Origin of the sequence: Sphingomonas sp. DC5200-1 (genome assembly GCF_049897245.1) — a bacterium.
Classification (GTDB): Bacteria; Pseudomonadota; Alphaproteobacteria; order Sphingomonadales; family Sphingomonadaceae; genus Sphingomonas; species Sphingomonas aquatilis.
Window position 1 is genome coordinate 538503 of record NZ_JAFCVW010000003.1, and the last position, 22935, is coordinate 561437.

Here is a 22935-nt window from a genome sequence, read left to right on the forward strand (position 1 = left end):
ACAGAACTGAAAGCGTGAAATCCTGCGAAGGTCGATTAGCAAATCTGCGAAGGTTGCGAAGTTATGGTGGCGCGCAAGGCATTCATGGGGGTTCGGCTTCGGCGCTTGCGCGAGGAACGCAAGCTGAAGCAGGTCGAGCTTGCCCAGGCGCTCGGCATCTCGCCAAGCTATCTCAACCAGCTCGAACAGAACCAGCGTCCGCTGACCGTCCCGATCCTGCTGAAGCTGAACGCCGCCTTCGGTGTCGACGTTCAAATTTTCTCAGAGGACGATGAGGCACGCCTGATGACCGACATTCGCGATGCGATCGCCGACGTCGAGGAGGCGGTGTCCGTTGCCGAACTGCGCGAGCTGGCGACGAACATGCCCGCAGTCGGGCGCACGCTGGTCGCGCTGCATCGGCGGTATCGCGATGCGATCGAGCGCGGTGACGCGATGGCGGCCGAGCTGGGCGACGAATGGAGCATCGGGGACCGCGCCCGCCAGCCCTTCGAGCAGGTTCGGGACTTCTTCTACGCGCGCCACAACCATGTCGAGTTGCTGGATGAAGCGGCCGAACGCCTCTATCGCGACGCGGGTCTGAGCCCGCGCACGCTTCACGACGGCCTGACGGCATGGTTGAAAGCGCGCCACGGGATCGCGGTGCTGACCGATATTACCACCGCGCCACGCCGCTTCGATCCCGCCGCACAAGCGCTAACGCTGTCCGCCTCGCTGACACCGGGCCAGCGCGTGTTCCAGATGGCGACCCAGCTCGCCTTTCTCGAATTGGGCGAAGTGATCGACGACCTTGCCGACGATCCCGTCCTCGCCGATGCGGAGGCGCGCCGCCTGGGACGGATCGGCCTCGCCAATTATTTTGCAGGCGCGTTGGTCCTCCCCTACGCCGACTTCCTGACTGCCGCCGAAGCCGAGCGGTACGACATTGAGCGCCTTGGGCGGCGCTTCGGTGTGGGGTTCGAGACGATCTGCCACCGCCTGTCGACGCTCCAGCGCGCCGGTGCGCGGGGCGTGCCCTTCTTTTTCGTTCGCGTCGACCGTGCGGGCAACATCTCCAAACGGCAGTCGGCGACCGACTTCCACTTTTCGCGTGTCGGGGGGACCTGCCCGCTCTGGAACGTCTATGAGGCATTCACTCAGCCGGGCCGTGTGCTGCGTCAGGTTGCACAGATGCCCGATGGGCGCAGCTATCTATGGGTCGCGCGGACAGTGGCGAGCGGGTCTGCCGGGTTCGGCGACCCGGAGAAGGTGTTCGCGATTGGGCTCGGCTGCGACCTGCGCCATGCGGGGCAGCTCGTCTATTCGCGGGGGCTCGATCTGGCCGATCCTTCCTTCGCGACGCCCATCGGCGCCGGGTGCAAGGTGTGTGAGCGCCCAGCGTGCCCGCAGCGGGCGTTTCCGCCGATCGGGCGGGCGCTCACCATTGACGAGAACACTGCCGCCCCGGTGCCCTATCCCGTCGCCTGACGCTTGGCGCTGGCATCGGCGCGCCGCCATGCGGCGATGATCGACGGATCGGCCACCAGCTTGGCCTCCAGAAGACGTCGAGGCGATGCTCGCTGCCGGGTTATAGGGGCATCGTTCACGCCATTGAAGAGCGGCTGGGACAGCCAGTTCAAGCAGGAACTGCGCAACGCCTTCGCCCGCACGGCACCATCCCGCCCGCCGACTATCTGGTTGCCGAGCTGTTTTCCCACACGCTCGTCACCCCCAATAGGCGACACACAGTCAGCCCAGCATTTGAGTCACTGCCTCGGTCTCGCGTGATGAACGACTGGCAGAAAGCGGGAAGCGGTCTGGCAGCTTCGAATGACGGCTATTGGGTCTTCGGGTTTGTTTCACAACGCCAGTTTTGACAATGCCTCGACAGTTTCGGTGCGACTGAGATGGCCGTAGTGCCGCTCGATCATCTCCGCGTTCGTGCCGTTGATCTGCGCGACGCTAAGGAGCGGCGACCGGGCGTCGACGAGGTCGGTGATGGTGCTGTGCCGGAGCGTATAGGCGGTAGTCCCCACCGGCAGCTTTGCGGCGGCGACGGCGTCGGCAATCGGCCGCTTCCGCGTTTCTTTCGCCCAAGGCTTGTCGTTCGCGCGGGCTAGGAAGGGAGCGGTGGGTGACCTCCCTTCAGCGCGGGCGCCGAGAAGCTCCGCAGCCTTGCTCGGTATGGGGAGGCGCCGCGGCTTACCGCTCTTGTCATGCCCTATGCTCAATTCCGACGTTCGCGCGTCGAAGTCTGCGACGGTCAGGCGCGCCACAGCGCCCGGACGCAGCGGCAGTAAGCAGAGTGTCCGGACGAACGGCTCCGCTTCGGGATCGATCTTCTGCAACGGCAAACGCCGCTGATTCCGATCGAGATAAAGGGTACGCTGGCGATCGGCATTTCGGATCGCGCGCAGGGCTTCCTGCCACGCGGCCTCCGTCCCAGGCGTTCCTGGCGCCAGCACCTTGTTGAGGGCTGCCCGAAGAGTGGCCAATTCACGATTAATCGATGACGGCGCGCGAGGGCGCGTGACCTGCGGTCCCTTCTTGCGACGTGTCACCAGCGCCGGCTTCTGCTGCGGGCGCTGGCGCCATGCCTGCAAGTGGCTGCGCCGAAGTTTCGTCAGCTTTACGCTGGCGATAGGGTCGGAAAAAATGCCGCATGTGACGCGGCCCACAACGTCGGGGTGGGTTTCAAGGTAGCGTCGGCAAGCATCCTCGACGGTGTCGATCCGCTCCGCAGGCCGGCCGCCTGACTCGACCAACATCGCGAACGCTTCAGCCGCTTTCTTTGCATCAGCGAACCGATCACGACCGGGGAGGGTGCCGAAGTCGCCGAGAGCCTTGAGGTGATAGCGGCGTTGTCCCTCATCGTAGGCGCGCGCGATCCACGTTCCCGCACTTTCACGTGCGGACGGACGGTAACCGAGGAAGCACCCCGGCTGAATGCGTTGCCAAAACGGCTCGCGCTGCGCCCGCAGCGCATCCTGCTCCTTGACCCTGCTCAAGTCGATCGCCATGATCCAATCTTGACGAATTCCTTGCGGAAAAATCACGGAAAACATGGCCGGATAATGTTGTACGCCATGGTGCAACAAATCAAACAAATACAAGCCGGTTATATATTCCAATAAGAATCAAAACAGCACCGCTTTTCGGCGCTCTAAAGGCACGTGCACCAGGTTCGAATCCTGTCGGGTGCGCCAAATCCCGCCGATTGCCCTCTATGGCGCGATATTGCCGCCGATCACCGCCCACCCACCAACCGGGATGCGACACGTCCGATTCCACGCTAAAGCCCGATAAAATCCGACTGCCATAAAACGGCAACTCCAGACCGAGGCTGTGTCAAAACCCAGATATGAGTTAGGCTGCAAGCGTGGCCAGTAGGCCGCCTTGTTATTGAGCGCGGCTTTTCTGGTAGGTGAGTTTGCCGGCGTGACGGCGGATGGCGATGGCGGTGACAGCGCGGCGGGTGAAGGGTTCGTGGATGTCTTCGGCGTTATAGGGGGTGCCATACCATTCACGTAAGGGGTCATGGTCTTCGTGACTGGGGTCGGCCATGGCATCGAGGAACATCTCGAAACCGGGTAAGCCGCCAACATCCTCGGGCGGCAGCGCCGTTCCCCATCGACGAAGCGCGGATATTTGACGTCGGGTTCGCCGGGGCCGACTCTCGATGGTGATGGTGTGCCGCCAGTCGTCGCCCATGTCGTAGGTGTGGACGAGTCCCCGCACGCCCCGGTCGATGAGGGCCGCGAGCTTCACGTTCTTTGCAGCGGTCATGCCGCTCTCCGGCCACATCCGGTCGGGGATGCCGTAGCGCCGGTCGCCGGCCTCGAAATGCCACAGATGGCAGTTCGCCGAGCCTATCGCGGCCTGGACGATGTCGTGTACCACCTTGAGGCTGGCGGTGACCGGCACGTCGACCCGGCGCCAGATGACGGGTTCGATGTCATCGAGTACGATATGCAGGCGGGGGATGGTCTCGGCGCTCATGCCGCCAGTCTGGCCGGTTCGGGGGGGCAGTTCCACGGCATGAGTTCGTTCCAGCGGCTGGCGGGCCAGTCGTCAGCGACCTTGGCGATGACGTCGGTGATATAGGCCTGCGTGTCGACGCCGTTGGCCTTGCACATCTGGATGATGGTGTAGATGGCAGCGGCCCGTTCGCCGCCGGTGCGAGAACCGACGAACAGCCAGTTTCGGCGTCCGACGACGACCCCGCGCAATGCGCGCTCCGCGATGTTGTTTTCGATCTATAGGCGGCCAAGAATCTGTCGTTCCGCGCCGCGACCGATTGCGAGAGGTTAGGCGGCAAGTTCACCGGGACTGTCCAGCTATCCAGCGGCAAGTTCGCCATGGTCGAGCAGAGCCATGAGTTCACGCTTGTCCCATGGCGGCCGGTTATCGACCGACAGCTCGGCAAAGAAGTTAGCGGCATCGTCCAGGCCGGATCGGTGTCATGGCAACTTGGACGGCAGCGGGCACTGGCTTTATGACGGATCTAACAGAAGGTCATCTCATACAGGCCTGTCCCAAAGAGGTTCCGTCAGGAAACGGCCCACTAGCTCGTCAACCACGACACGCACCTTCGGAGCCACATGTCGGGCTTGGGGCCATAGAGCATGAATTGGAAATCCGCGTGTCTTTATCGCCGGCAAGATTTGGATCAGCCGGCCTTCGCGGAGATGATCGGCAATCAACCAAGTCGAAAGCAGCGCGATGCCGCAATCCGCCAAAGCGGCATCGCAAATGGCATCGCTGTTGTTGAACGCGAAACGCCCTTTGACAGACCTAGCAAAAGGAACGCCTTTTTCGTCCACGAACCACCAAGGTAAGGTGTGTCCGCCTCGACCGAAGATGATGCACGCATGATCGCCCAATTCGTCGAGCGAAGAAGGGTATCCATGACGTTCGAGGTATGCTGGGCTGGCGCACAGCACGGACTTCTGTAGGCCCAAGCGTCGTGCAATAAGCGTGGTGCTGTCATCCAGATCGCCAATGCGGACTACGAGGTCGATGCCGTCTTCGACCGGATCAATCCGGCGATCAGTCAGTGAAACTTCAAGCGACAATTCAGGGTAACGCGCGCCGATATCGAGCAGGATCGGCACCACCCAGCGCCTGCCGAACACGACCGGGAGGTCGACGCGCAAACGGCCACGAGGCCGTTGCCGGTGCTCGTTTAAGGCCGCCTCGGCGTTTTCGAGTTCGGTTAAGACTCGCACACAGGTGTCGTAGAACGATTGGCCCTCTGCGGTCAGGGCGAAGCGCCGCGTGGTACGATTGAAGAGCCGTACACCCAGCCGTTCCTCAAGGCGCGACACGCTTTTAGCGATTCCCGACTTCGACAAACCCAGCCGTTCAGCCGCTGCGGTAAAACCGCCGGCGTCGGCCGCCTGCACGAAAGCGGCGATACCCTTGAGGTGTTCGACCGGAACCATTTCACCTTCCAATTGACGAAATTTTGTCAACTCTCTTTGCCGCGAATTGGCATTTTTCTCCAGCGAATTCGCCAATAGACTTGTTCCGGGTGCGGCTGTCCGGCCCCCGTCCCAAGGAGTTGAAGCCATGCCGGAAGAGGCACGATCGAATATCAAAGACGTAGGTGTGCAGGGCAATGCGCCGGATCTTCTCTGGCTAATGGCGATCGGCGCGGGCGTCGGTGTCGCCAACGTCTATTACGTCCAGCCCGTCATTCCGCTGGTACAGGTTTCGTTCGGTATTTCGCCCGAAGCCGCGAGTCTCGTCCCGGCGGCTTCGCAAGCAGGTTACGCGGCGGGAATGCTGTTGCTAGCGCCGCTTGGGGACCTTGTGGATCGCAAACGCCTGATCCTCACGAAATCCGCCCTGCTCATTCTCGTACTGCTGGCGACGGCGAGCGCTCCGGCTCTTTCCGTTCTGCTGGTCGCAAGCGCCGCGTTGGGATTGCTGGGAAGTGTCGGACAGGACTTCATCCCGCTCGCCGCGCAGCACGCGCCGGAAGAGCGGCGCGGACGAACCATCGGGCTTGTCACCACCGGACTGCTGTGCGGCATCCTCTTGTCCCGTACGGTCGGCGGGATCGTCGGGGACTTCCTCGGCTGGCGGGCCATGTTCGGACTTGCGGCTGCGATGGTCGCGATCGTGGCGCTGGCCGTTTGGTGGATGCTCCCGCGCCAATCCGCTCCGGCGGCGGGCACCTATCTCGGCCTGCTGCGAAGTCTGGCCACGCTGACCCTTCGCCATTCGTTGCTTCGCAAGGCGCTCATGACGCAGGCTTTGCTCGCTGCGACCCTTGGCGCATTCTGGTCCACGCTCGCGCTCATGCTGGCCGAACCGCCTTATCAGCTTGGGGCAGGCATAGCGGGAGCATTCGGTCTCGCTGGCGCGGCTGGTGCCCTCGGTGCGCCCATGTTCGGAGGCTTTGTCGATCGCAAAGGGCCGCTTGCAGCCATCCGGTTGGGTTGCCTGCTGGTGGCCGGAGCCTTCGCGCTCATGCTGGTGATGCCGCATTCATTCGTCGCCCTCATCGCCGGCGCAGTTCTGTTCGATCTCGGCGTCATGGCGGGACTCGTGTCGCATCAAACGATCGTGACTGCCATCGATCCCGACGCACGCAGCCGATTGAACGGTCTGCTGATGACCGCCGCGATGACCGGCATGTCCATCGGTGCCGTCGTTGGCGGCTGGGCGTGGAGCCATCACGGCTGGGCCGGTGTGTGCGTGACGGGAGCGACTGCGAGCCTTCTCGCGCTCCTGCGCTCCTTTTTTCCTCCGATCATTCGTCCGGTTTTCAAGGAGACTGACTCATGACCATTGCCGCTGCATCGCCCTCAACGGCCGAAGCCGATGACGGTGCCGCCCCGTTGACCGTGCTCTTTTCGTTTCTAGCGCGGGCAGACTCGACCCCTCTCGACCAGCGCAGCCGCGCGGCGGGCCATATCGTAGGCCGAGACGGCAAGCCTCTCGCCGATCCGGCGGTTGATCCGGCTGCCAATGCGTTCGAACCCGATGCCAATATCAACTTCGAGCACTGGGGCGAATATTGGCGCAAGGTGCATGGGGTCCGGTTCCTACATCCAGACGCGGCCGACGATCAGAAGGCCATCGATCTGCTGTTGCGCTATGATCAGATTCAACGGCTGGCTCCGGGGCCGACGAGCCTGAACCCACCGCCGTATCGGCCCCCGCTGGATGACAGAGGACAACTCTTCGACACCATCATCGGCCATGTCGAGCCTTATCGCCGACCACGATGGGATGGCGTGGCCTATCTCAACTTCGCCAGTCTCGACGATCTTGGGGCAGTGCTCGGCTCCGAGCGGGTCCGTCGAAAAATTTTGCCGGAAGACCAGGCGATCTTTCGCGACCTCGGTCCGCTCCTGACACGCCAGTTCATCATCCTGCCAAACTCAGCCGGAAACGACGCCATAACTCTCGTGAAGACGCACGTCCGGCGTCAGGGGCTTGATCGGGAGACCTTCCACCGTCTTTGGCTGCACGAACATGCCGAATTGGTTTCGAGCCAGCCCGATACCAACCGGTTGGTCAGGCGGTATGTCCAGCTTCACAGCATCGGCCCGGTGGTCGAGGGCGAACCGTTCTTCCATCCAGCCACCAGCCGGATCGACGGGGTGACTGTGATGTCCTTCGCCGCCACGAAAGATTTGGAATCGTTCCTGTTGTCGGACAGCTATCGCCACATCGAGCAAGCCGAGCGTTCCATTACATCACCCGATGCTGGCGAGTATTGGACCGGCGTCACCTTTTCGATTGTCGATCAGCTAGCATCCGAACGGGTGACTCGCATCGAGGCGTAGGCGGCAGAGCATGTGCGACGGCGATGGCACTCAGCACCTATGGTTAATTGCCGAAAGGGCGTGCCGACCCAGCTAGGGGTCGCGCATTCCTCTAGTCTCCCTCATTCAGACAATCGCCGTCGCCGAACATCTGAGCTGTCATCACGCCGCCCATTCGTCTCGGCCGCCCACAGGCGCGGGCAAGAGATCGCGCCCGTTGCTGGATGAGCGTGTCAGGCTCGAAGCGCAACAGGTCTGCCGCTCGGCCCGCGATGCTCCCGGAACGCCGCGGTGATGGCACGCAACGCGCCCTTCGTCCGAGGATCGGACAGCGAGGAGTGGAGCACGATCGACAGCGACGGGAGAGCCACCTGGAGGGGCCGCGTGGTGGTGGCGAACACTGTGCAGGCACATGATCGATAAAGAGACACGCGATAACCGTGCAACACATGATTTTATAGGGTTATGGCGTAGACATAGTCTTCGTCTTCACCCGGCGCGGCGCGCCAAAATTGGGGATTTGATCAAAAATTCAATGACATAGCTTTTCGCCTCTTGGCGGGACGGCAATACCTGCTACACAAACCTGTCCCACATCTGCGCTGAGTGGGCCACGACCCGCCCATGAAGGGCGGCGGGGCGCGGTGTATATCGTGCGGTTCCGCATACCCGCATCGCTCCGCACCCGCGCTGGGGGGGGATGGGTATACTTAGCCGTGCCCTAGAACTACCGATCACTGCGTTGCACGTGCCCGGTGCCTGCGCGCGACTTGCTGGTTTCGCCATACAGTCGATAAGCTGGCCTGGATCACTGCTAACGTCCGATCCGATCTGGAATGTTCCACTACAAGCTTATTCAATGACCTCTGTTGAGACGCCCGCGAGACGCTCAACAATATGCTTGCAGGCGCGCGATGCGGTCCCGCCGGTACGCGTCACGAAGGTCTCGCCCGCCAGGTCAGCCCAAGTGTTGGGCAATCCCTTCGCGATAGAGACCTTTCGCCTGCGGCGCATCAAAGCCCCCGCCGACTCTGATCAGACGGAACGTGTCAGGGCGCCGAGTCGCTCATGCACCGCGTCAGGCTTAAGTTCAATGTTCGCCTCCGCAAGCAACCTGACGATCCATGCGACTGCCTCATCGCTCCGAGCAAATGTCTGTGCCGGCACGCCGAACAGCTTTTCCGCGTTCATGCGGCTCACTTCATTATAGGCTTCGACCGGTACCACCGCCGCCATGCTCATGACCTGAGCCTTGACGCGCTCGGCATTGGCCTGGAGCCAGGCCTTGGCTTCCTTTGCCCCGCCTTCCGGGCGTCGCAGGGCTTCGATATCGGCAAAGACGCGCAGCGTCGCGAAACGCTCGCCCCGGTCGAGCCAGCCGGTCCACGCTGCGAAGAATGCAAGCTGCTCTTCCAGCATCATTGGGCCGCTCATGCTGGAAAGGACCAGCGGCCAAGGCGTGAGATCATGGCGGATCATGTCAACCTCCTCGAATGTCGTGTGGCGCAGTCCCGGAGGGATGGGACGGAATGCCATCACCTGCCGTGCGCAGATCGGGCAAGGCGCGGCGCAGAAGAAGGGTCGCCAGCACGAGGGCAAGACCCGCACCGATGTAGAAGGCAGGCCAACCGATATGGACCACGACCTGAGCGAGCGCGATCAGCAACAGCGTGGCGACAAGGCGACTCGCGCCATAAAGCACGGCGTAGTCCGTGGCGGGCTGCCTGCCTTGCGCCCAGCCGAGCGTGCTGGCGCTGAGAATCACGAAGATGCCGCTGGTACCGGCATTCATCACCGTAGCCCCGATGAGGGCGGGTAGGCTGTCATGCCGCCAAACGCCGAGAAACATCGCAATTGTCGCAACGAGGCAGAGGCTCGCGAAGATGGCGATACCAGCGCGACCGCCGATGCGGCGGACGAGCGGCACAGCCGCGAGTGAGGCGAGAAGGCCGAGCACAGGCGCAGCCGTGCCGACGATTCCCCCAATCGTTTCGACCGGAACGCCGACATCGACCAGCATTACCCGATTGAAGAAGGAGAGCGCCACCATAGCGCAGGTCGTGAGGGTCAGCAGCGCCATCCGGTGCCGGGTTTCGGGACGGCGCAGAATGGCGAGAATATCGGGGCGGCCGCGCTCCGTGCCGGTGGCATTGCGATCCCATGAGCGGTTGAGCAGGATCGGGATCGCGGCGAACACCGAGACCGCCGCGCAGATGTCGAACGTCGCCGCCCAGCCGAGCCGTCCGGCGCAGGCGACGAAGACGCCGCCACCGAGGATAGAGCCCAGCGCCAGCGCCGCGACCTTGAGACCGCCCGCCGCCGTGCGGTGCGGTGGCGGAACGCAGGAGGTCGAAAATGCATCGAGGGCGACATCCATGGTGGCCGCCGCGAAGGCGATGCCGAGTCCAAGCCCAAGCAGCAGGGCGGGCGGGAAGGTTTCGCCTCGCGCCACGATCAGTAGGAGGACGACGATGATCGCCTGCATCGGCACGATCCAGCCGATCCGTGGCGCGGATGGCAGCGGCCGAACGGCGTCGATCAACGGGGCCCACAGGAAGGTCAGGCCGAAGGGCACGAGCACGATGAAGCTCCACCCAATGCTCGCCAGATCGACGCCCCTTGCTCGGAGCAAGGGCGGCAAGCCGCCCTGCATCAACCCGTAGATCAAACCGAAGGCGGCATAGAGGATCGCTGTCGATGCCAGCAGCGGCCAGACGGAGCGGTGGGCAGGGACGGAAGTCACATTAGGCTCCCGAACCGGATGTTCAGTCATGGCGGCACCTCGCCTCAGAACTGGAGCGAGGTGCCGATACCGACGACCCGGCCCTGACCGACGCGGACGGTGGGCAAAGTGCCGAAAGCCTGCCCCCATGCCTCGTAACGCTCATTAAGGAGGTTGTTGGCGAAGGCATAGACGCTGACATCGTTGTGCTGCCACGTCAGCTTCGCATTGACGATGCCATAGGCTTTCAGATCGAAGGTGTTTTTCACGTCCGCCGCGCGGGCATCGACATACTGATAGCTGACACGGCCCGTGAAGTTGCCCGGAAGACCGAAGGGCTCGGCTGCCCAGCGATACTCCATTCCGATATTGGCGGTGACGGCAGGGACGTTGGGGACCTCGTTGCCGGACCGCGCGCCGGTGAAACTGTTCGACGGAACATCGACCAGCGCGGCATGAGTATAGCCGATGCCGCTGAAGACATCGAAATTCGGGGTGACCTTTGCGGTGAGCTCCAGTTCGCCGCCATAGCTCTGATAATTCAGTGCCACTGTCGTGAACAGCGCCTGCGCGGGATCGAAGAAGATCAGGTGCCCGCTTTTCACGTCGTTTAAGAAGGCCGCGCCACTGATGGAAAGCCGGTCGTCGAGCAATTTCGACTTGAAGCCGGTTTCGTAAGTCCAACTGGTCGAGGCCGGGAAGGGGGTCTCGGCCTTGCCGAGAAAGCTGTTTATCGAATAGGCTGGGAATCCGGGGGTGACATAGCCCCGTGCCACCGAGGCATAGGTCATGACGTCCGGTGTCCAGTCGTAGCTGAGCGCAACACGCCCAGTCACGAAATCGTCGCCAAGCGAAGTATTCTGCATGTAGCCACTCGCCACGCGCGGGAAGCCGTTGCCACTGAAGCGGTAATGCGCCTCCTTCTCTTCATGGGTGGCGCGCAGGCCAAATGTCGCCTTGAGACGATCGGTCAGCGGCACGGAGACCTCGCCGAATCCGGCATAGCTGTTGACGAGGAAATCATTGTCCTGAATGCCGTTGAGGGTGGAGAATGTCGCCGTCGAGGCTCGGGAGTTTCGCCCGGCGGTGGATGCTGAGCGAAAATAGTTGATGCCCGCCGTCCAGCCGATCGGACTCTCGGGCAGGGACGAAACGCGGAACTCCTGAAGGAAGCTGTCCTCGCCAAGCGTCAGCCGGGAATTGTCGGCGCCGAAGACGCGGTAGCTCGTGACGTTCGGAAACACTTGATAGAGCTTGCCGAACACGAGCGCGTCGGTCAGATCGAAATCGTTTCGTGAATTGCTGTGCTGATAGGATGTTTGCGTGTTCAGCACGAAGGACTCGAATTCGTGCTTGATCCTCAGATTCGCACCTGTGTTCTCGCCCTCGACGAGCGTGCGCGGGTCGGTCGCGCTCGCAGGAAAATCGGGCGTGTCGCGCAGCAGGAAGCGCGGCGAATGTGTGGTTTCCTTGCCGTAGTTGAAAGTCAGCAGCGCCTCGGTGCGATCGGACGGCGTGAACAGGAGACTGCCGCGGGCCGCCCCGATGTCGAGGCCGCCATCCTTGCCGCCCGCCGCGATATTGGGAATATCGCCGCCGAAGCGGTTCCAGCGCACGGCCAACCGGCCAGCAAGTGTTTCGGGAATGAGCGGGCCGTTGGCGATAAACTCTCCGAGGTCATAGCCGTTTGAGCCGACTTCGCCGGTAAGCGAAAAGGATCGGTTGAAGGTCGGGCGCCTGGAGACAATGTTGACCGCGCCACCCTGGGTGTTGCGGCCGAACAGCGTGCCTTGTGGTCCACGCAAGACTTCGACCCGATCCGTATCAAACAGGTTCGGTGCGATGCTGTAGACTGAAAGGGGCATCTCATCTGCGTAGAAGACGACTGAAGTGTCGTCCGACGATAGAGGCGACATCGAGCCGATACCTCGAATATTGGCGCTGTTGCCGAACAGGCCACCGCCATCGACGAAGGACATGTTGGGAACGGAGCGCGCCAGCCCGGCATTCGAGGCCGAGGGTGTCGGATCGGCCTTTTCGCCGGACAGCACTGTCATACCGATCGGCACATCCTGCGGGTTCTCAGCGCGCTTACGGGCGGTCACGATGATCGTGTCGAGAATGGTTGCCGGAGTAGTCGTGTTCTTCCCGTCTTCCGTCCCAAGCCACGCCCCGGTCGTCTTTCTGGGGCGCTCGTCGGCCGTGACCGTGACCGATCCGAGAACGGTTGTTGCAGCCATTGGCTTCGCCGCGTCTTCCGCCCGAACGGGAGCTGCGATCAACGTCGTCGACAGCGATAGCAAGCTAGCCAGCGCCAAGGCAGGTCGACGATTTTCGCTGCTGCGGAACGCAGTGTCATGGCACGCAGCAAGGTTCGATAAGACCAGGCGATGACCTCCTGGCGCAGGGATCGGGCTTCGATTCATCTTTGGTTCTCAAGCGGCGGGGATGTGCAGCCTTTCCACGCGAAAGGCGCTGGCGCCGCTATTGAGAACTAATCGCACTATACAAGCGTTCAGTCAATTGCCTATTTGTTCAAGCCATTCTAACGTCTTCGTACCGCGCCCGAACGCCTGGAGAGGAAATGCCCGAACTTAAGCCTGTGTTTTCGACCCTCGATGCCCGTGACAAGCTGCTCGAAGCCGCGCTATCGGCCTTTGCCGAACATGGCTTCCATGGCGCGACCGTTCGGGACATTTCCCGGCGCGCAGGCGTATCGCAGGGGCTGATCACCCACCATTTCGGGGACAAAGAACGGCTCTGGAATCTCCTCGGCGACAGGGTCTCGGAGGATTTTCTCGACTACATGACCCCTGTGATCGAGACCGGGGCCGTCGATGCCCGCACCATTCCGGCTCTGCTGTCCGCCTATATGGCCTATTGGCGCAGCCATCCGCTTGCGTTGCGCTTACAGCTCTGGCGCGTGCTTGGCGCGCCCGAAGCAGAGCGGCGCGCGCGCGTCGAGAGACTCAACCGTCAGATCGTGCCGCTCTTCATACAAGCGCAGAAGGCCGGCTTCGTTCGCGCGGATATTTCAGCCGGGCAGGCGATGATTACGACGGGGGCCCTGATCCAGTATCGTCTTCACAGCGAACTCGAAATGGCCAATGCGCTGTCGATCACCGTAAGCCCGATGCCCGATGACGAGGAGTTCCTGCGCTATGTGTGGAGCCTGATCGCGGTCGGGGCTTAGTTGCCACCGGTTGCCATCCTACACAGGTTTGCGATTGAACATGGTCATCGCGCGACACCGTCGAAGAGGTCAGCAGCCAATTGATTACAGTGCGTACCGGCGACGGGCGCAATGTTTTGTTCGACCTGAAGGATTACGACTGCATCGACCACGGCTAACCGGTGACGATCCACAAGTCGCAGGGCATGAAGGTCGACCGCACCCATGTGCTGGCGACACCGGGCTTCTGCAAGCGCTGGCGCAGTGTGTCGAGGTCGCGGACGGCAAGGTCAGGATCTTGGGATCGAAGTTCCGATTGATATAGGTGCTTACCGGAAAAACAGCGTAAATTCAGCGCCCTTTCAGGGGCCGAAATGGCGGGCGCAGAGGCATTCCAACCCTGCTCAAGGTAGGGGTATAGCGTAGACGTAGTTCTCGTCTTCACCCGGCGCGGCGCGCCAAAATCGGCAAGTGCCTTCTTCAATAGCTTTGATCGTCGTCCGGCCATGATGGGCCGGGCTCGTCTGGCGTGCCAAGCGTCGCGCCTGTTCCGGACGCGCTGTCGCTACATTCCATCGTTGCTACGAATAGGGTCGATCACGAGGATCAGGCGCTGTCCGCCCGTGGCCGCGATGGGGGGCGATCGGTGGAGGACGGTCGGGGGATCGAGCAGCATCCGGCCTTTGAAGACGCCGACTGCGCCGGTCGGCACCTCGCAGATCGCATCCGGGGCCGCGGCGCGGCACCATTGCGTTCCCGGCCCGACATAGGTGCACAGCAGCCGCAACGTAACATAGTCGGCGTGGAAGCGCCGGCAGGCATCGGTCTCGATCACCTCGAGCCGCAGGCGCAGGCGATCGTTACCGGTCAGCGCTGCCTGCCGCCGGAGCAGGAGGCCGATGTCCGCAGCAAGCGGGGCGGCGATATCGTCGGGGTAGTCGGCGTCGCGCAGCGCGTCATCGAGCGGCGCGTCCGCGTCGAGGTCCAGCGTGACGTCATCGACCGTGTCGAGGTCCAGCGCGGCCAGTCCGGCCTTCAGTGTATCGGGGAGCGGGCGCCACCAGATCGCCAGCGCTGTTTTCGGGCGGGCGATTGCGTCGAGCGAGGTGCGATCATAACCGAAGGCGACGACGTCCTCCAGCATGGCGGGCGTCATACCGAGGTCTCCAACTGGCGCTCACCCCAGGCCGGGAATGGGTCTGGCAGCGACGTCCACATCGTCGGGGTAAAGGCAGAGGCGGCCACCAAGCATGCGTCGAGCCGGCGCCGAATGGAGGGTTCGTTCATGGTTATGCCTATGAATACGATTTCCTGTCGGCGGTCGCCCCAGATGTCGTCCCAATGCTGGGCGACGAAGTCTTCGAAGCGGCCGTCGTCGGGCCAGTGATGCTTGGGCACCGCGGCCCACCAGCGGCCCATCCGCGAGGTCGTCGTCTGGCTGCCCGCCACCGCCAGTTCGCCGACCCAGTCGGGGCGCGTCGCGAGCCAGAAATGCCCCTTGGCCCGCACGACATTCTCGAGCCCGCCCTCGGTCAGGAACGCATAAAAGCGCGCCGGATCGAACGGCGCGCGGGCGCGATAGACGAAGCTTTCGATCCCATATTCCTCGGTCTCGGGCTGATGGTGGGCATAGCCGTACAGCTCCTTGGCCCACAGCGGGTGGCGCGCCGCTTTCTCTTCGTCGAACATTCCGGTGGCGAGCACGAGGTCGAGGTCGACGCGCCCGTGATCGGCAGTCACGATCACCGCATCGGCATTCAGGCTGGCGACGAGCTTCTTGACCGTGGCCAACTGCTCCGCGGACACCGACGAGGCCTTGTTGACGATGACGACGTCGGCGAACTCGATCTGCTCGACCAGCAGGCCGACGAGGCTGCGCGTATCGTCTTCCCCCATGCTCTCGCCGCGATCGGCGAGGAAATCCTGGCTGGAATAATCGGCCAGCAGGTTGAGCGCGTCGACCACCGTCACCATCGTGTCGAGCCGCGCGACGTCGCCCAGCGACACGCCGTCCTCGTCACGGAAGGAGAAGGTGGTGGCGACCGGCAGGGGTTCGGAAATGCCGGTCGATTCGATCACCAGATAGTCGAACCGCCCGGCCTCGGCGAGCGTGCGCACCTCGGCGAGCAGATCGTCGCGCAAGGTGCAGCAGATGCAGCCGTTGGTCATTTCGACCAGAGCTTCCTCCGATCGTGACAGCGCCGCCTCTCCGCCGCGCACCAGATCGGCGTCGATGTTCACTTCCGACATGTCGTTGACGATCACCGCCACGCGCCGCCCTTCGCGATTGGCGAGGATATGGTTGAGCAGCGTCGTCTTGCCCGCGCCGAGGAAGCCGGACAGGACGGTCACGGGCAGACGGGTGTCGGATGGGGAGAGGGTTGCCATGATGACGGTCCAATGTGATATGTTACAACATGACCTATCCAGAGATGCGCAACGATGTCCAGTGACATCCTGATCATGAAACCGCGTGGACCGATGCAGGTGACGGCAAGCCGTGGTGGCACCGCGGCGAGGCGTGCGGCATGAGCAGCGTTCCAGAGAGGGCGGGCACGCGTATTCCCGTGTCGGTGCTGACCGGCTTTCTCGGCAGCGGCAAGACGACCGTCCTCAACCATCTGGTCCGGTCCCCCGGCATGGCGCGGGCATTGGTCGTCATCAACGAATTCGGCGCGGTCGGGCTGGATCACGAATTGATCGCCCGATCGAACGAGGATCTGGTCGTCGAGATGATGGGCGGCTGCCTGTGCTGCACCATCCGCGGCGACCTGTCGCGCACGCTCCGCGACGCGCCGTGGCGCTTCGCCCGCGACGGCGCGTGCTGGTTCGACCGGGTGGTGATCGAGACCACCGGGCTGGCCGATCCCGCACCGATCCTGCACACGCTGATGACCGATCCGCAGCTGGCGCCGCTCTATCGGCTGGATGCGGTCATCGCGACGGTCGACGGGGCGGCGGGCATGGCAACGCTGGACGCGCAGCCCGAAGCGGTGAAGCAGGCGGCCGTCGCCGACCGGCTGCTGCTGACCAAGACCGACCTTACCGATGCGACGTCACAGCAGGCGATCCGCGACCGGCTGGCGGCGCTGAACCCCGGCGCGCCGATCATCGCGGTGACCAATGGCGCGGTGGACCCGGCATCGCTGTTCGACGTGGGGCTATGGGACCCGGCCAGCAAGAGCGAGGACGTCAATCGCTGGCTGGCGCACGAGGCCGCGCATGCCGGCCATCACCATCATCACCATCATGACGTGAACCGGCACGATGCCGGTATCCGCGCGACCTGCCTGACGTTCGATACGCCGCTGGAGCCGCTCGCCTTCGATCGCTGGCTGGGGCTGCTGACCATGTTCAAGGGCGCCGACCTGCTGCGCGTGAAGGGCATCGTCAACCTCGTCGGGCATGACGCGCCGGTGGTGATTCACGGGGTGCAGCACGTCTTCCACCCGCCGATCGAACTCGATCGCTGGCCGTCGGCGGACCGGCGCACGCGGATGGTGTTCGTCACGCGCAACATCGATCCCGAAGAGTTGCGGGGCACGTTGGCGCTGATGACCGTGGGCCTGAACGGCGTCGACCTGCAGGGACTGATCGATAGCGTGACGCCGTGATGGTCGGCGTGATCCGGGGCGACGACGCTCCGATCTCCGCACACGCGTAGCGACCGCGCGCCACCGTCGGCTGGCGGCGATCCGGCCGCCCATTATTTTCAACGGGAGTGAATGCGATGTTTACCGAAGAGATGGTCCATACGGCCTTGCAGACGTGGTGCGACAATGTCGTGGCGGTCGGCAAGGCGCATGCCGAAGGCGGCGATCCGCGCGCGGTGGCGGAACGGGTGCTGAGCGACAATTACGACTATGACCATGGCAAGGTGCTGTTCAAGCCGACGCTGACCTTCGGCACCCAGACCTACCGCCCGACGAAGGAGGGCGCGCTGGCCTATTTCACGGGCGGGAGCGAGGCCTTTCCCGACGACAAGGGGTTCAAGCTGAAGCCTTGGGTCAAGGTGTGGTACAGCAAGGAAGATTTCATCCTGCATGGCGATCTGGCGATCGTGCAGTGCAACGTGCACTTCATCGGCCAGGACGACAGCCACATCTTCGTGAACAAGAGCTTCGTGTTCAAGGCGTGCGAGGATGGCAAGGTGCGCATCGTCCTGCACCAATCGTCGCTGCCCTATCAGCCCTGATCGTTCCGAACGGCAGCGTTGCCCGCAGCGCTGCCGTTCCTTCGATGACGCGCGTCAGGCGATGCGATGCGTCGCGGGCCGCCGAAGCAGCAGCGCGCCGCCGAGCAGCAGGGCGGCCTCCACCCCCAGACCCGAGACGTCGACGGGACGCATGAGCAGGTAGAAGAGGGCGACCCCGAGGAGCGTACCGCCCACGGCCTGACGCGCGCGGATCGACCCGGCCGCCGCCCCGAACCGTCGGGACAGCGCTGCGGCGAGCAGCAGGGCGAGCGTCAGGGCAAGCCATAGCCATATCAGGGCGTCGCCGAAGGCCGGCAGCGCGAGGGACGCGGCGGCCGTGAGCGCCAGCGCGACGGGCTGGCCCCAGGCGACCGCCGTCCACAGCCGTTCCCATAGCGGCACGGCGCGGCCGCGGTCGCGGCGGCGGGCGAGCCAGATCGTCACGCCGCTCGACGTGACGAGGCAGAGGGCCAGACCCAACAGACCGTAGAGCAGCCGCACCGGCAAGCCGCCGAACCAGCCGAAATGGAGCTGGCCGATTCCGCCCAGCAGCGTCACGCCGACGGGCAGATCGGCGGGATGGCGATCCGTCACCATCCGGCCGCGCGCGTCGAACACCGTCGTGTCCTGCGGCACGAGCAGGCGGTCGCGGCGCGAGGTGATGGCGATGCGCGCATCGGCCCGGCCGGCGCGTTCGATCATCAGTTGCTGCGGGGCGGCGCCGTCGCTGCGGCGGCGGGCGTCCAGCAACAAGGGCGCGAGGGCGGGCAGCGGCTGGGCGGCGGCGTTTGCGGCGGGCGGTGGCTCGAAGAAGAAGCCGTACACGCGCGCGGTGTTGCCGCCGTAGAGCAGCATCGCAAGCACGCCGACGATCAGCGTGGTCAGCCCCAGGATCGCACCCGTCAGCGCGATGGTGACGTGGAACGGCAGCGCCCAGGTGCCGAGGCGGTTGTGCAGATCCGCCTCCTGCAAGCGCCGTGCGCCGCCGCGCCGCAGGCTGAAGGCGTCCTTGAAGACGCGCGGATGCGCGAGGATGCCCGAGATCAGAACGGATAGCAGCGCGACGCCGGTCAGCCCGACGAGCATCGCGCCCCATGTCCGCGGCAGGTGCAGCGCGATGTGGAGATCGATCAGAAATTCGCTGAACGGCGTGTGCTGTTCGGTCAGCGTGCCGTCGCGGGCGATTGCCCAGTCGTGGTGCTCGGTTGGCGTATAGGCGAGGATGCGGGCGCCGTCCTGGGCGGGGGAGGGCAGCGTCAGATAGAGCGTCGCCTGTGCCGGGCCGCCGGTCTGCGCGGCCCTGACCGCGCGATCGAGCGCGCCGGGGGCGAACTGGTTCGCCACGGGTGCGCCGGGCGCTTCCCACCGTGCGATGTCCCCGGCGAAGACGGCGAGCGTGCCGGTGAGGCAGACGAGATAGATGAGCGCGGCGAAGGCGAGGCCGAGGATGCCATGCCCGTTGAGCACGGCGCGCACCGTGCCCGGCGCCAGCGGCCAGCCGCGCGGCGCATCCGTCTTGGCGGCCTTGCTCATACCGGTCCCTGCAAGGCGGCGAGCGCGAAGCCGGTCAGCGTCGTGGTGACGATCATGGCGAGCGACCGCATCAGACGGGGGTCGGCGAGCGTCCAGATCATCGCCAGCGCCCAGACGATGGGGATCGTGAGCCCGCCGATCAGGACACGGGTGGGCGGCGCGCCGGGCACCCAGGCGGCGGCGCAATAGGCGATGGCCACGGCGGCGGCCAGCCCGAGCGGCCCGGCCAGGATCGTCTTCAGCACGCCGCGCCACGCCCTGGACGGTTCGTCGGGCTCGGTCGGCGGGGTGGTGGCGCGGGCGGCGCGCGTGGCCTTTACGGTCCGGCCCCGGATGAGGACGATCAGCGCACCGATGCCGACCGCGACGACGGCGAGCGCGCCGCCCCGGATCCAGCCGATCCAGGCGGCGTCGGCGAGGATCGTGCCGCCGATCACCGCCCAGCCCGCCGCAATCAGGTCGGGGCGCTCGCGTTGGCGCTCGGCCCAGGCGCGGCGCAACAGCGTGGCACCGGCGATGCCGCCTGCGATGGCGAGGAGTGCGGGCAGCGCGATCATGCCAGTCGTCCCATCAGGCCGTGCGGGACGGTGCGGGCAGGCGCATGTACGGTCGGTGTCATCGGTCCCCCTTCCGGACGACGACCTAGTGCGAGCCGTAATGCGAATCAATATCAAATAGGCAGTGGTGGGTGAAGGCTGGTCGAAACGCGCTCGGGGCCGGTCAGGTGCGTGCGTTGCCGCGTGCCAGAAAGTCGCGCACCGTGTGCCATGCCGTCTCTCGCACCGCCTCCGGCGTGTCGTCGGCGTCGATGATCGCATGCCGGTCGGGCGCCGCGGCGGCCTGTGCGAGGAACGAGGCGCGGATGCGCTGGTGGAAGGGGAGGGCGAGGCTTTCGAAGCGGCCTTCATCGATCGCCTCGTCGGACAGGCGTTTGCGGCTGCGGGTGAGGCCGATCGCCGGGTCGAGGTCGAGGACCACAGTCAGGTCGGGCCACAGGTCGTCGAGCATCGTCGCGTGGAGGCCGCGGATCAGCGCTTCGTCCATGCCGCGGCCGGCGCCCTGATAGGCGAGCGTCGAGCCGGCGAAGCGGTCCGAGACGACGATCCGGCCGGCGGCGACGCCGGGGCGGATGACGTGCGCGGCGTGCTGGACGCGGGCGGCGGTCATCAGCAGCAGTTCGGCGCGTGGTTCCCATGCTGCGTCGTCGCCGGCGAGTAGCAGGCCCCGCAGCGTCTCGCCCTGCGGCGTGCCGCCGGGTTCGCGGGTGGCGACGACGTCATGCCCCGCGGCCTGCAACGCGGCGACGAGCGCGCGGACGACGCCGCTCTTGCCCGAGCCGTCGACGCCCTCGACCGCGATGAACGCGCCGCGCGGGGTCATGATTCCCGGCGCCAGATCTGCGATTTGCAGATGAAGCCGCCGATCAGGCAGCCCTTCACGTTCAGCGTGTCGGCATCGATCATCGTGACGGTCGACCCGAAGGCGCGGCCCATGTCGGGGACGTAAATCTGCCCCGCCCAGCGGCCCTTGCCGTTGTTGCGATAGCCCCGCAGCAGCGCGGTGCCGATCAGCGGCGGATAACCCTTGTTCGCGACGTCGGCCTTCGCCTTGTCGGACGCGCGGATGACCCAGCCGCACAGGTTGGGGCCGCACCGCCCGGTGCGCACCGCGACGGTGTTCTTGGGGTTGTGCCAATTGCCGATGATCGGCGCATGCGGGTCCGCCGGCAGCGTGGCGGACTGGAGCGCGAGCGGCAGAGCGGCGAGGAACGAGAGGACGGACACGTCGATCAGATGGTTGGCGCGGGTCAGCCGCGCAACTGTTCGTGGTGGCGGATCACCTCGTCGATGATGAAGCGCAGGAATTTTTCGCTGAATTCGGGATCGAGTTCGGCGTCTTCGGCGAGGCGACGCAGGCGGGCGATCTGGCGTTCCTCACGGCCCGGATCGGCGGCGGGCAGGCCGCTGGTCGCCTTGTGCCGGCCGACCGCCTGCGTCACCTTGAACCGCTCGGCGAGCAGATGGACGAGCGCGGCATCGATATTGTCGATGCTCTTGCGATAGCCTTGCAGCACGTCGTCGCTCACCGGTCGCCCCCTTCGATGGTCAATTCCGACCCCCATGAGCGTTGTTGCGGGCGCGAGCAAGACTTGCGTTCGGGGGCGCCAGCGGCCACAGCGCGTGGCGAGATGACCGCCACCATCCACCGCCTCGATCGTCCCGAACCGTCGCTGGAGCCGATGCTCCAACTGGTCGCGGCCGACATGAACGCCGTCAATGCGGTGATCCTGGATCGCATGCAGTCGCAGATCCCGCTGATCCCCGAACTCGCCGGGCATCTGATCGCGGGCGGCGGCAAGCGCATGCGGCCGATGCTGACGCTCGCGAGCGCGCGGCTGATCGGCTACACCGGCACGCGCCACCACCGACTGGCGGCATCGGTGGAGTTCATCCACACCGCGACGCTGCTCCACGACGACGTGGTCGACGGGTCGGACATGCGGCGCGGCAAGCGGGCGGCGAATTTGATCTGGGGCAATCCGGCGAGCGTGCTGGTCGGCGACTTCCTGTTCAGCCGCAGCTTCGAACTGATGGTCGAGGACGGCAGCCTGAAGGTGCTGAAGATCCTGTCCAACGCCAGCGCCGTCATCGCGGAGGGCGAGGTCAACCAGCTGACCGCGGCGCGGCGGATCGACCTGGGCGAGGACCGTTACCTCGACATCATCAACGCCAAGACCGCGGCGCTGTTCGCGGCCGCCTGCCGGATCGCGGCGGTGGTGGCGGAGCGGAGCGAGGCGGACGAGCTGGCGCTGGATGCCTACGGCCGATACCTGGGCATCGCATTCCAGCTGGTCGACGATGCGATCGACTACGTGTCGGACGCGGGCACGATGGGCAAGGACGCAGGCGACGACTTCCGCGAGGGCAAGATGACGCTGCCCGTCATCCTGGCCTATGCGCGCGGCGACGAGACCGACCGCAAATTCTGGAAGGACGCGGTCGAGGGACGGCGCGCGTCGGACGAGGATTTCGCACACGCCATCGATCTGGTGCGCAAGACGCGCGCGGTCGACGACACGCTGTCGCGGGCGCGGCATTATGGCCAGCGCGCGATCGATGCGATCGGGCATTTCCCGAACGGGAAGGCCAAGGACGCGATGATCGAGGCGGTCGAATTCGCGGTGGCCCGCGCGTACTGACGGGCGCAGGCGCGGCGACGTCCGCGCCGATGCGAAGCAGCGCCCGGCACGGCCGGCGGGTCGGCCTTAGCCGAACCCGTCCGACGTCAGGCCGGCGGCTTCGCCGTCGGCAGGTCGGATGCGCGTTATGGACAAGATGAACACCTTGGCCGAAACGATGTAGGGCTATCGTTCGGAATGGCCGGTAATTCACGGCTGAGACAGAGTGCTGTCAGGGCGGGATTGCGTTGTTTTGTCAGCAGCTTGCGAGAGGTGTCGTCCAACACCGTCCCTCTCACGTCATTCCCGCGCTGGCGAGAATCCACAACCGCTACCGCTCCGCTGGAGTCGACAGGCTAGCCAGTCTGGATCCCC

21 protein-coding genes and 2 pseudogenes are annotated in these 22935 nt (G+C 64.6%); 8 read left to right on the forward strand and 15 right to left on the reverse strand.

The window, feature by feature from the left end; all coding sequences use genetic code 11:
- Positions 1–84 precede the first annotated feature (84 nt).
- On the forward strand, positions 85–1467 hold the full coding sequence (locus ACP7A3_RS08705) for a short-chain fatty acyl-CoA regulator family protein (protein ID WP_294285492.1): 1383 nt from the start codon (positions 85–87) through the stop codon (positions 1465–1467).
- Here ACP7A3_RS08705 and ACP7A3_RS08710 read toward each other — a convergent pair.
- From ACP7A3_RS08710 to ACP7A3_RS08725, 4 genes and pseudogenes are all read right to left on the reverse strand, one after another.
- The gene (locus tag ACP7A3_RS08710) at positions 1452–1697 is read right to left on the reverse strand and encodes a hypothetical protein (RefSeq protein ID WP_426256090.1); all 246 of its coding nucleotides are present in this window, start codon (positions 1695–1697) and stop codon (positions 1452–1454) included. The genes ACP7A3_RS08705 and ACP7A3_RS08710 overlap by 16 nt on opposite strands.
- A gap of 141 nt (positions 1698–1838) precedes the next feature.
- Positions 1839–2999: a tyrosine-type recombinase/integrase gene (locus ACP7A3_RS08715; protein ID WP_426256089.1), complete on the reverse strand. Its 1161-nt coding sequence runs from the start codon at positions 2997–2999 to the stop codon at positions 1839–1841.
- Positions 3000–3378: 379 nt separating this feature from the next.
- Positions 3379–3978 carry a plasmid pRiA4b ORF-3 family protein gene (locus ACP7A3_RS08720; protein ID WP_426256088.1) on the reverse strand — a complete coding sequence of 200 codons (600 nt, stop codon included), beginning with the start codon at positions 3976–3978 and terminating at the stop codon, positions 3379–3381.
- A pseudogene (locus ACP7A3_RS08725) lies at positions 3975–4235 on the reverse strand (transposase domain-containing protein); the annotation flags it as partial. The gene ACP7A3_RS08720 and the pseudogene ACP7A3_RS08725, both read right to left, overlap by 4 nt.
- Before the next feature lie 12 nt (positions 4236–4247).
- Between ACP7A3_RS08725 and ACP7A3_RS08730 the strand changes: the two are divergent.
- A pseudogene (locus ACP7A3_RS08730) lies at positions 4248–4478 on the forward strand (DUF3363 domain-containing protein); the annotation flags it as partial.
- A gap of 21 nt (positions 4479–4499) precedes the next feature.
- Here the strand turns inward: ACP7A3_RS08730 and ACP7A3_RS08735 are convergent.
- The gene (locus ACP7A3_RS08735; protein WP_426256087.1) at positions 4500–5498 is read right to left on the reverse strand and encodes a LysR family transcriptional regulator; all 999 of its coding nucleotides are present in this window, start codon (positions 5496–5498) and stop codon (positions 4500–4502) included.
- A 52-nt stretch (positions 5499–5550) separates the two neighbouring features.
- Here ACP7A3_RS08735 and ACP7A3_RS08740 point away from each other — a divergent pair, with 52 nt between their 5' ends.
- Positions 5551–6774, forward strand: a complete 1224-nt coding sequence (locus ACP7A3_RS08740) for an MFS transporter (protein WP_426256086.1) — start codon at positions 5551–5553, stop codon at positions 6772–6774.
- Entirely contained in the window at positions 6771–7781 is a 1011-nt protein-coding gene (locus ACP7A3_RS08745) for an EthD domain-containing protein (protein WP_426256085.1), read from the forward strand. Before ACP7A3_RS08740 ends, ACP7A3_RS08745 begins: the two co-directional genes overlap by 4 nt.
- Positions 7782–8795: 1014 nt before the next feature.
- Here ACP7A3_RS08745 and ACP7A3_RS08750 read toward each other — a convergent pair.
- Genes ACP7A3_RS08750 through ACP7A3_RS08760 form a run of 3 tightly spaced genes read right to left on the reverse strand, consistent with a single transcriptional unit; the run spans position 8796 to position 12722 of the window.
- Entirely contained in the window at positions 8796–9239 is a 444-nt protein-coding gene (locus tag ACP7A3_RS08750) for a hypothetical protein (RefSeq protein WP_426256084.1), read from the reverse strand.
- A 1-nt stretch (position 9240) separates the two neighbouring features.
- Positions 9241–10533 (reverse strand): MFS transporter, encoded by a 1293-nt coding sequence (locus ACP7A3_RS08755; RefSeq protein WP_426256083.1) that lies wholly within the window; start codon positions 10531–10533, stop codon positions 9241–9243.
- 14 nt (positions 10534–10547) lie between these two features.
- Positions 10548–12722 carry a TonB-dependent receptor gene (locus tag ACP7A3_RS08760; protein ID WP_426257140.1) on the reverse strand — a complete coding sequence of 725 codons (2175 nt, stop codon included), beginning with the start codon at positions 12720–12722 and terminating at the stop codon, positions 10548–10550.
- A 344-nt stretch (positions 12723–13066) separates the two neighbouring features.
- Between ACP7A3_RS08760 and ACP7A3_RS08765 the strand changes: the two genes are divergently transcribed.
- Positions 13067–13675 carry a TetR/AcrR family transcriptional regulator gene (locus ACP7A3_RS08765; RefSeq protein WP_426256081.1) on the forward strand — a complete coding sequence of 203 codons (609 nt, stop codon included), beginning with the start codon at positions 13067–13069 and terminating at the stop codon, positions 13673–13675.
- A gap of 544 nt (positions 13676–14219) precedes the next feature.
- Here ACP7A3_RS08765 and ACP7A3_RS08770 read toward each other — a convergent pair.
- Both ACP7A3_RS08770 and ACP7A3_RS08775 read right to left on the reverse strand, forming a co-directional pair.
- The gene (locus ACP7A3_RS08770; protein ID WP_426256080.1) at positions 14220–14810 is read right to left on the reverse strand and encodes a DUF1826 domain-containing protein; all 591 of its coding nucleotides are present in this window, start codon (positions 14808–14810) and stop codon (positions 14220–14222) included.
- Positions 14807–16042 carry a GTP-binding protein gene (locus tag ACP7A3_RS08775; protein ID WP_426256079.1) on the reverse strand — a complete coding sequence of 412 codons (1236 nt, stop codon included), beginning with the start codon at positions 16040–16042 and terminating at the stop codon, positions 14807–14809. The genes ACP7A3_RS08770 and ACP7A3_RS08775 overlap by 4 nt, the downstream gene beginning before the upstream one ends.
- 140 nt (positions 16043–16182) lie before the next feature.
- On the opposite strand from ACP7A3_RS08775, the gene ACP7A3_RS08780 reads away from it, so the two are divergent.
- Positions 16183–17268, forward strand: coding sequence for a CobW family GTP-binding protein (locus ACP7A3_RS08780; protein WP_426256078.1), 1086 nt, complete (start codon positions 16183–16185; stop codon positions 17266–17268).
- 116 nt (positions 17269–17384) lie between these two features.
- Positions 17385–17849: a hypothetical protein gene (locus tag ACP7A3_RS08785; RefSeq protein WP_020486387.1), complete on the forward strand. Its 465-nt coding sequence runs from the start codon at positions 17385–17387 to the stop codon at positions 17847–17849.
- 54 nt (positions 17850–17903) lie between these two features.
- Here ACP7A3_RS08785 and ACP7A3_RS08790 read toward each other — a convergent pair whose 3' ends face one another.
- From ACP7A3_RS08790 to ACP7A3_RS08810, 5 genes are all read right to left on the reverse strand, one after another.
- The gene (locus ACP7A3_RS08790; protein WP_426256077.1) at positions 17904–19382 is read right to left on the reverse strand and encodes a PepSY-associated TM helix domain-containing protein; all 1479 of its coding nucleotides are present in this window, start codon (positions 19380–19382) and stop codon (positions 17904–17906) included.
- Positions 19379–19939 carry a hypothetical protein gene (locus ACP7A3_RS08795; RefSeq protein ID WP_017977789.1) on the reverse strand — a complete coding sequence of 187 codons (561 nt, stop codon included), beginning with the start codon at positions 19937–19939 and terminating at the stop codon, positions 19379–19381. Before ACP7A3_RS08795 ends, ACP7A3_RS08790 begins: the two co-directional genes overlap by 4 nt.
- Before the next feature lie 163 nt (positions 19940–20102).
- Positions 20103–20762, reverse strand: coding sequence for a dTMP kinase (gene tmk, locus ACP7A3_RS08800; RefSeq protein ID WP_426256076.1), 660 nt, complete (start codon positions 20760–20762; stop codon positions 20103–20105).
- A complete protein-coding gene (locus ACP7A3_RS08805) occupies positions 20759–21166 on the reverse strand; it encodes a DUF2147 domain-containing protein (RefSeq protein WP_294285464.1) in 408 nt (135 codons plus the stop codon). Before ACP7A3_RS08805 ends, tmk begins: the two co-directional genes overlap by 4 nt.
- Before the next feature lie 23 nt (positions 21167–21189).
- Complete coding sequence (locus ACP7A3_RS08810) at positions 21190–21504, reverse strand: chorismate mutase (protein WP_426256075.1); 315 nt, start codon at positions 21502–21504, stop codon at positions 21190–21192.
- A 66-nt stretch (positions 21505–21570) separates the two neighbouring features.
- Here ACP7A3_RS08810 and ACP7A3_RS08815 point away from each other — a divergent pair, with 66 nt between their 5' ends.
- Positions 21571–22581 (forward strand): polyprenyl synthetase family protein, encoded by a 1011-nt coding sequence (locus tag ACP7A3_RS08815; RefSeq protein WP_426256074.1) that lies wholly within the window; start codon positions 21571–21573, stop codon positions 22579–22581.
- The last annotated feature ends 354 nt before the right edge of the window (positions 22582–22935 follow it).

Bases quoted from the DNA above. Each gene is read 5' to 3' on its own strand.
- ACP7A3_RS08705 (WP_294285492.1), top strand. From the start codon at position 85: ATGGGGGTTCGGCTTCGGCGCTTGCGCGAGGAACGCAAGCTGAAGCAG.
- ACP7A3_RS08715 (WP_426256089.1), bottom strand. From the start codon at position 2,999: ATGGCGATCGACTTGAGCAGGGTCAAGGAGCAGGATGCGCTGCGGGCG.
- ACP7A3_RS08720 (WP_426256088.1), bottom strand. From the start codon at position 3,978: ATGAGCGCCGAGACCATCCCCCGCCTGCATATCGTACTCGATGACATC.
- ACP7A3_RS08740 (WP_426256086.1), top strand. From the start codon at position 5,551: ATGCCGGAAGAGGCACGATCGAATATCAAAGACGTAGGTGTGCAGGGC.
- ACP7A3_RS08745 (WP_426256085.1), top strand. From the start codon at position 6,771: ATGACCATTGCCGCTGCATCGCCCTCAACGGCCGAAGCCGATGACGGT.
- ACP7A3_RS08750 (WP_426256084.1), bottom strand. From the start codon at position 9,239: ATGATCCGCCATGATCTCACGCCTTGGCCGCTGGTCCTTTCCAGCATG.
- ACP7A3_RS08755 (WP_426256083.1), bottom strand. From the start codon at position 10,533: ATGACTGAACATCCGGTTCGGGAGCCTAATGTGACTTCCGTCCCTGCC.
- ACP7A3_RS08760 (WP_426257140.1), bottom strand. From the start codon at position 12,722: ATGGCTGCAACAACCGTTCTCGGATCGGTCACGGTCACGGCCGACGAG.
- ACP7A3_RS08765 (WP_426256081.1), top strand. From the start codon at position 13,067: ATGCCCGAACTTAAGCCTGTGTTTTCGACCCTCGATGCCCGTGACAAG.
- ACP7A3_RS08770 (WP_426256080.1), bottom strand. From the start codon at position 14,810: ATGACGCCCGCCATGCTGGAGGACGTCGTCGCCTTCGGTTATGATCGC.
- ACP7A3_RS08775 (WP_426256079.1), bottom strand. From the start codon at position 16,042: ATGGCAACCCTCTCCCCATCCGACACCCGTCTGCCCGTGACCGTCCTG.
- ACP7A3_RS08780 (WP_426256078.1), top strand. From the start codon at position 16,183: ATGAGCAGCGTTCCAGAGAGGGCGGGCACGCGTATTCCCGTGTCGGTG.
- ACP7A3_RS08785 (WP_020486387.1), top strand. From the start codon at position 17,385: ATGTTTACCGAAGAGATGGTCCATACGGCCTTGCAGACGTGGTGCGAC.
- ACP7A3_RS08790 (WP_426256077.1), bottom strand. From the start codon at position 19,382: ATGAGCAAGGCCGCCAAGACGGATGCGCCGCGCGGCTGGCCGCTGGCG.
- ACP7A3_RS08795 (WP_017977789.1), bottom strand. From the start codon at position 19,939: ATGATCGCGCTGCCCGCACTCCTCGCCATCGCAGGCGGCATCGCCGGT.
- tmk (WP_426256076.1), bottom strand. From the start codon at position 20,762: ATGACCCCGCGCGGCGCGTTCATCGCGGTCGAGGGCGTCGACGGCTCG.
- ACP7A3_RS08810 (WP_426256075.1), bottom strand. From the start codon at position 21,504: ATGGGGGTCGGAATTGACCATCGAAGGGGGCGACCGGTGAGCGACGAC.
- ACP7A3_RS08815 (WP_426256074.1), top strand. From the start codon at position 21,571: ATGACCGCCACCATCCACCGCCTCGATCGTCCCGAACCGTCGCTGGAG.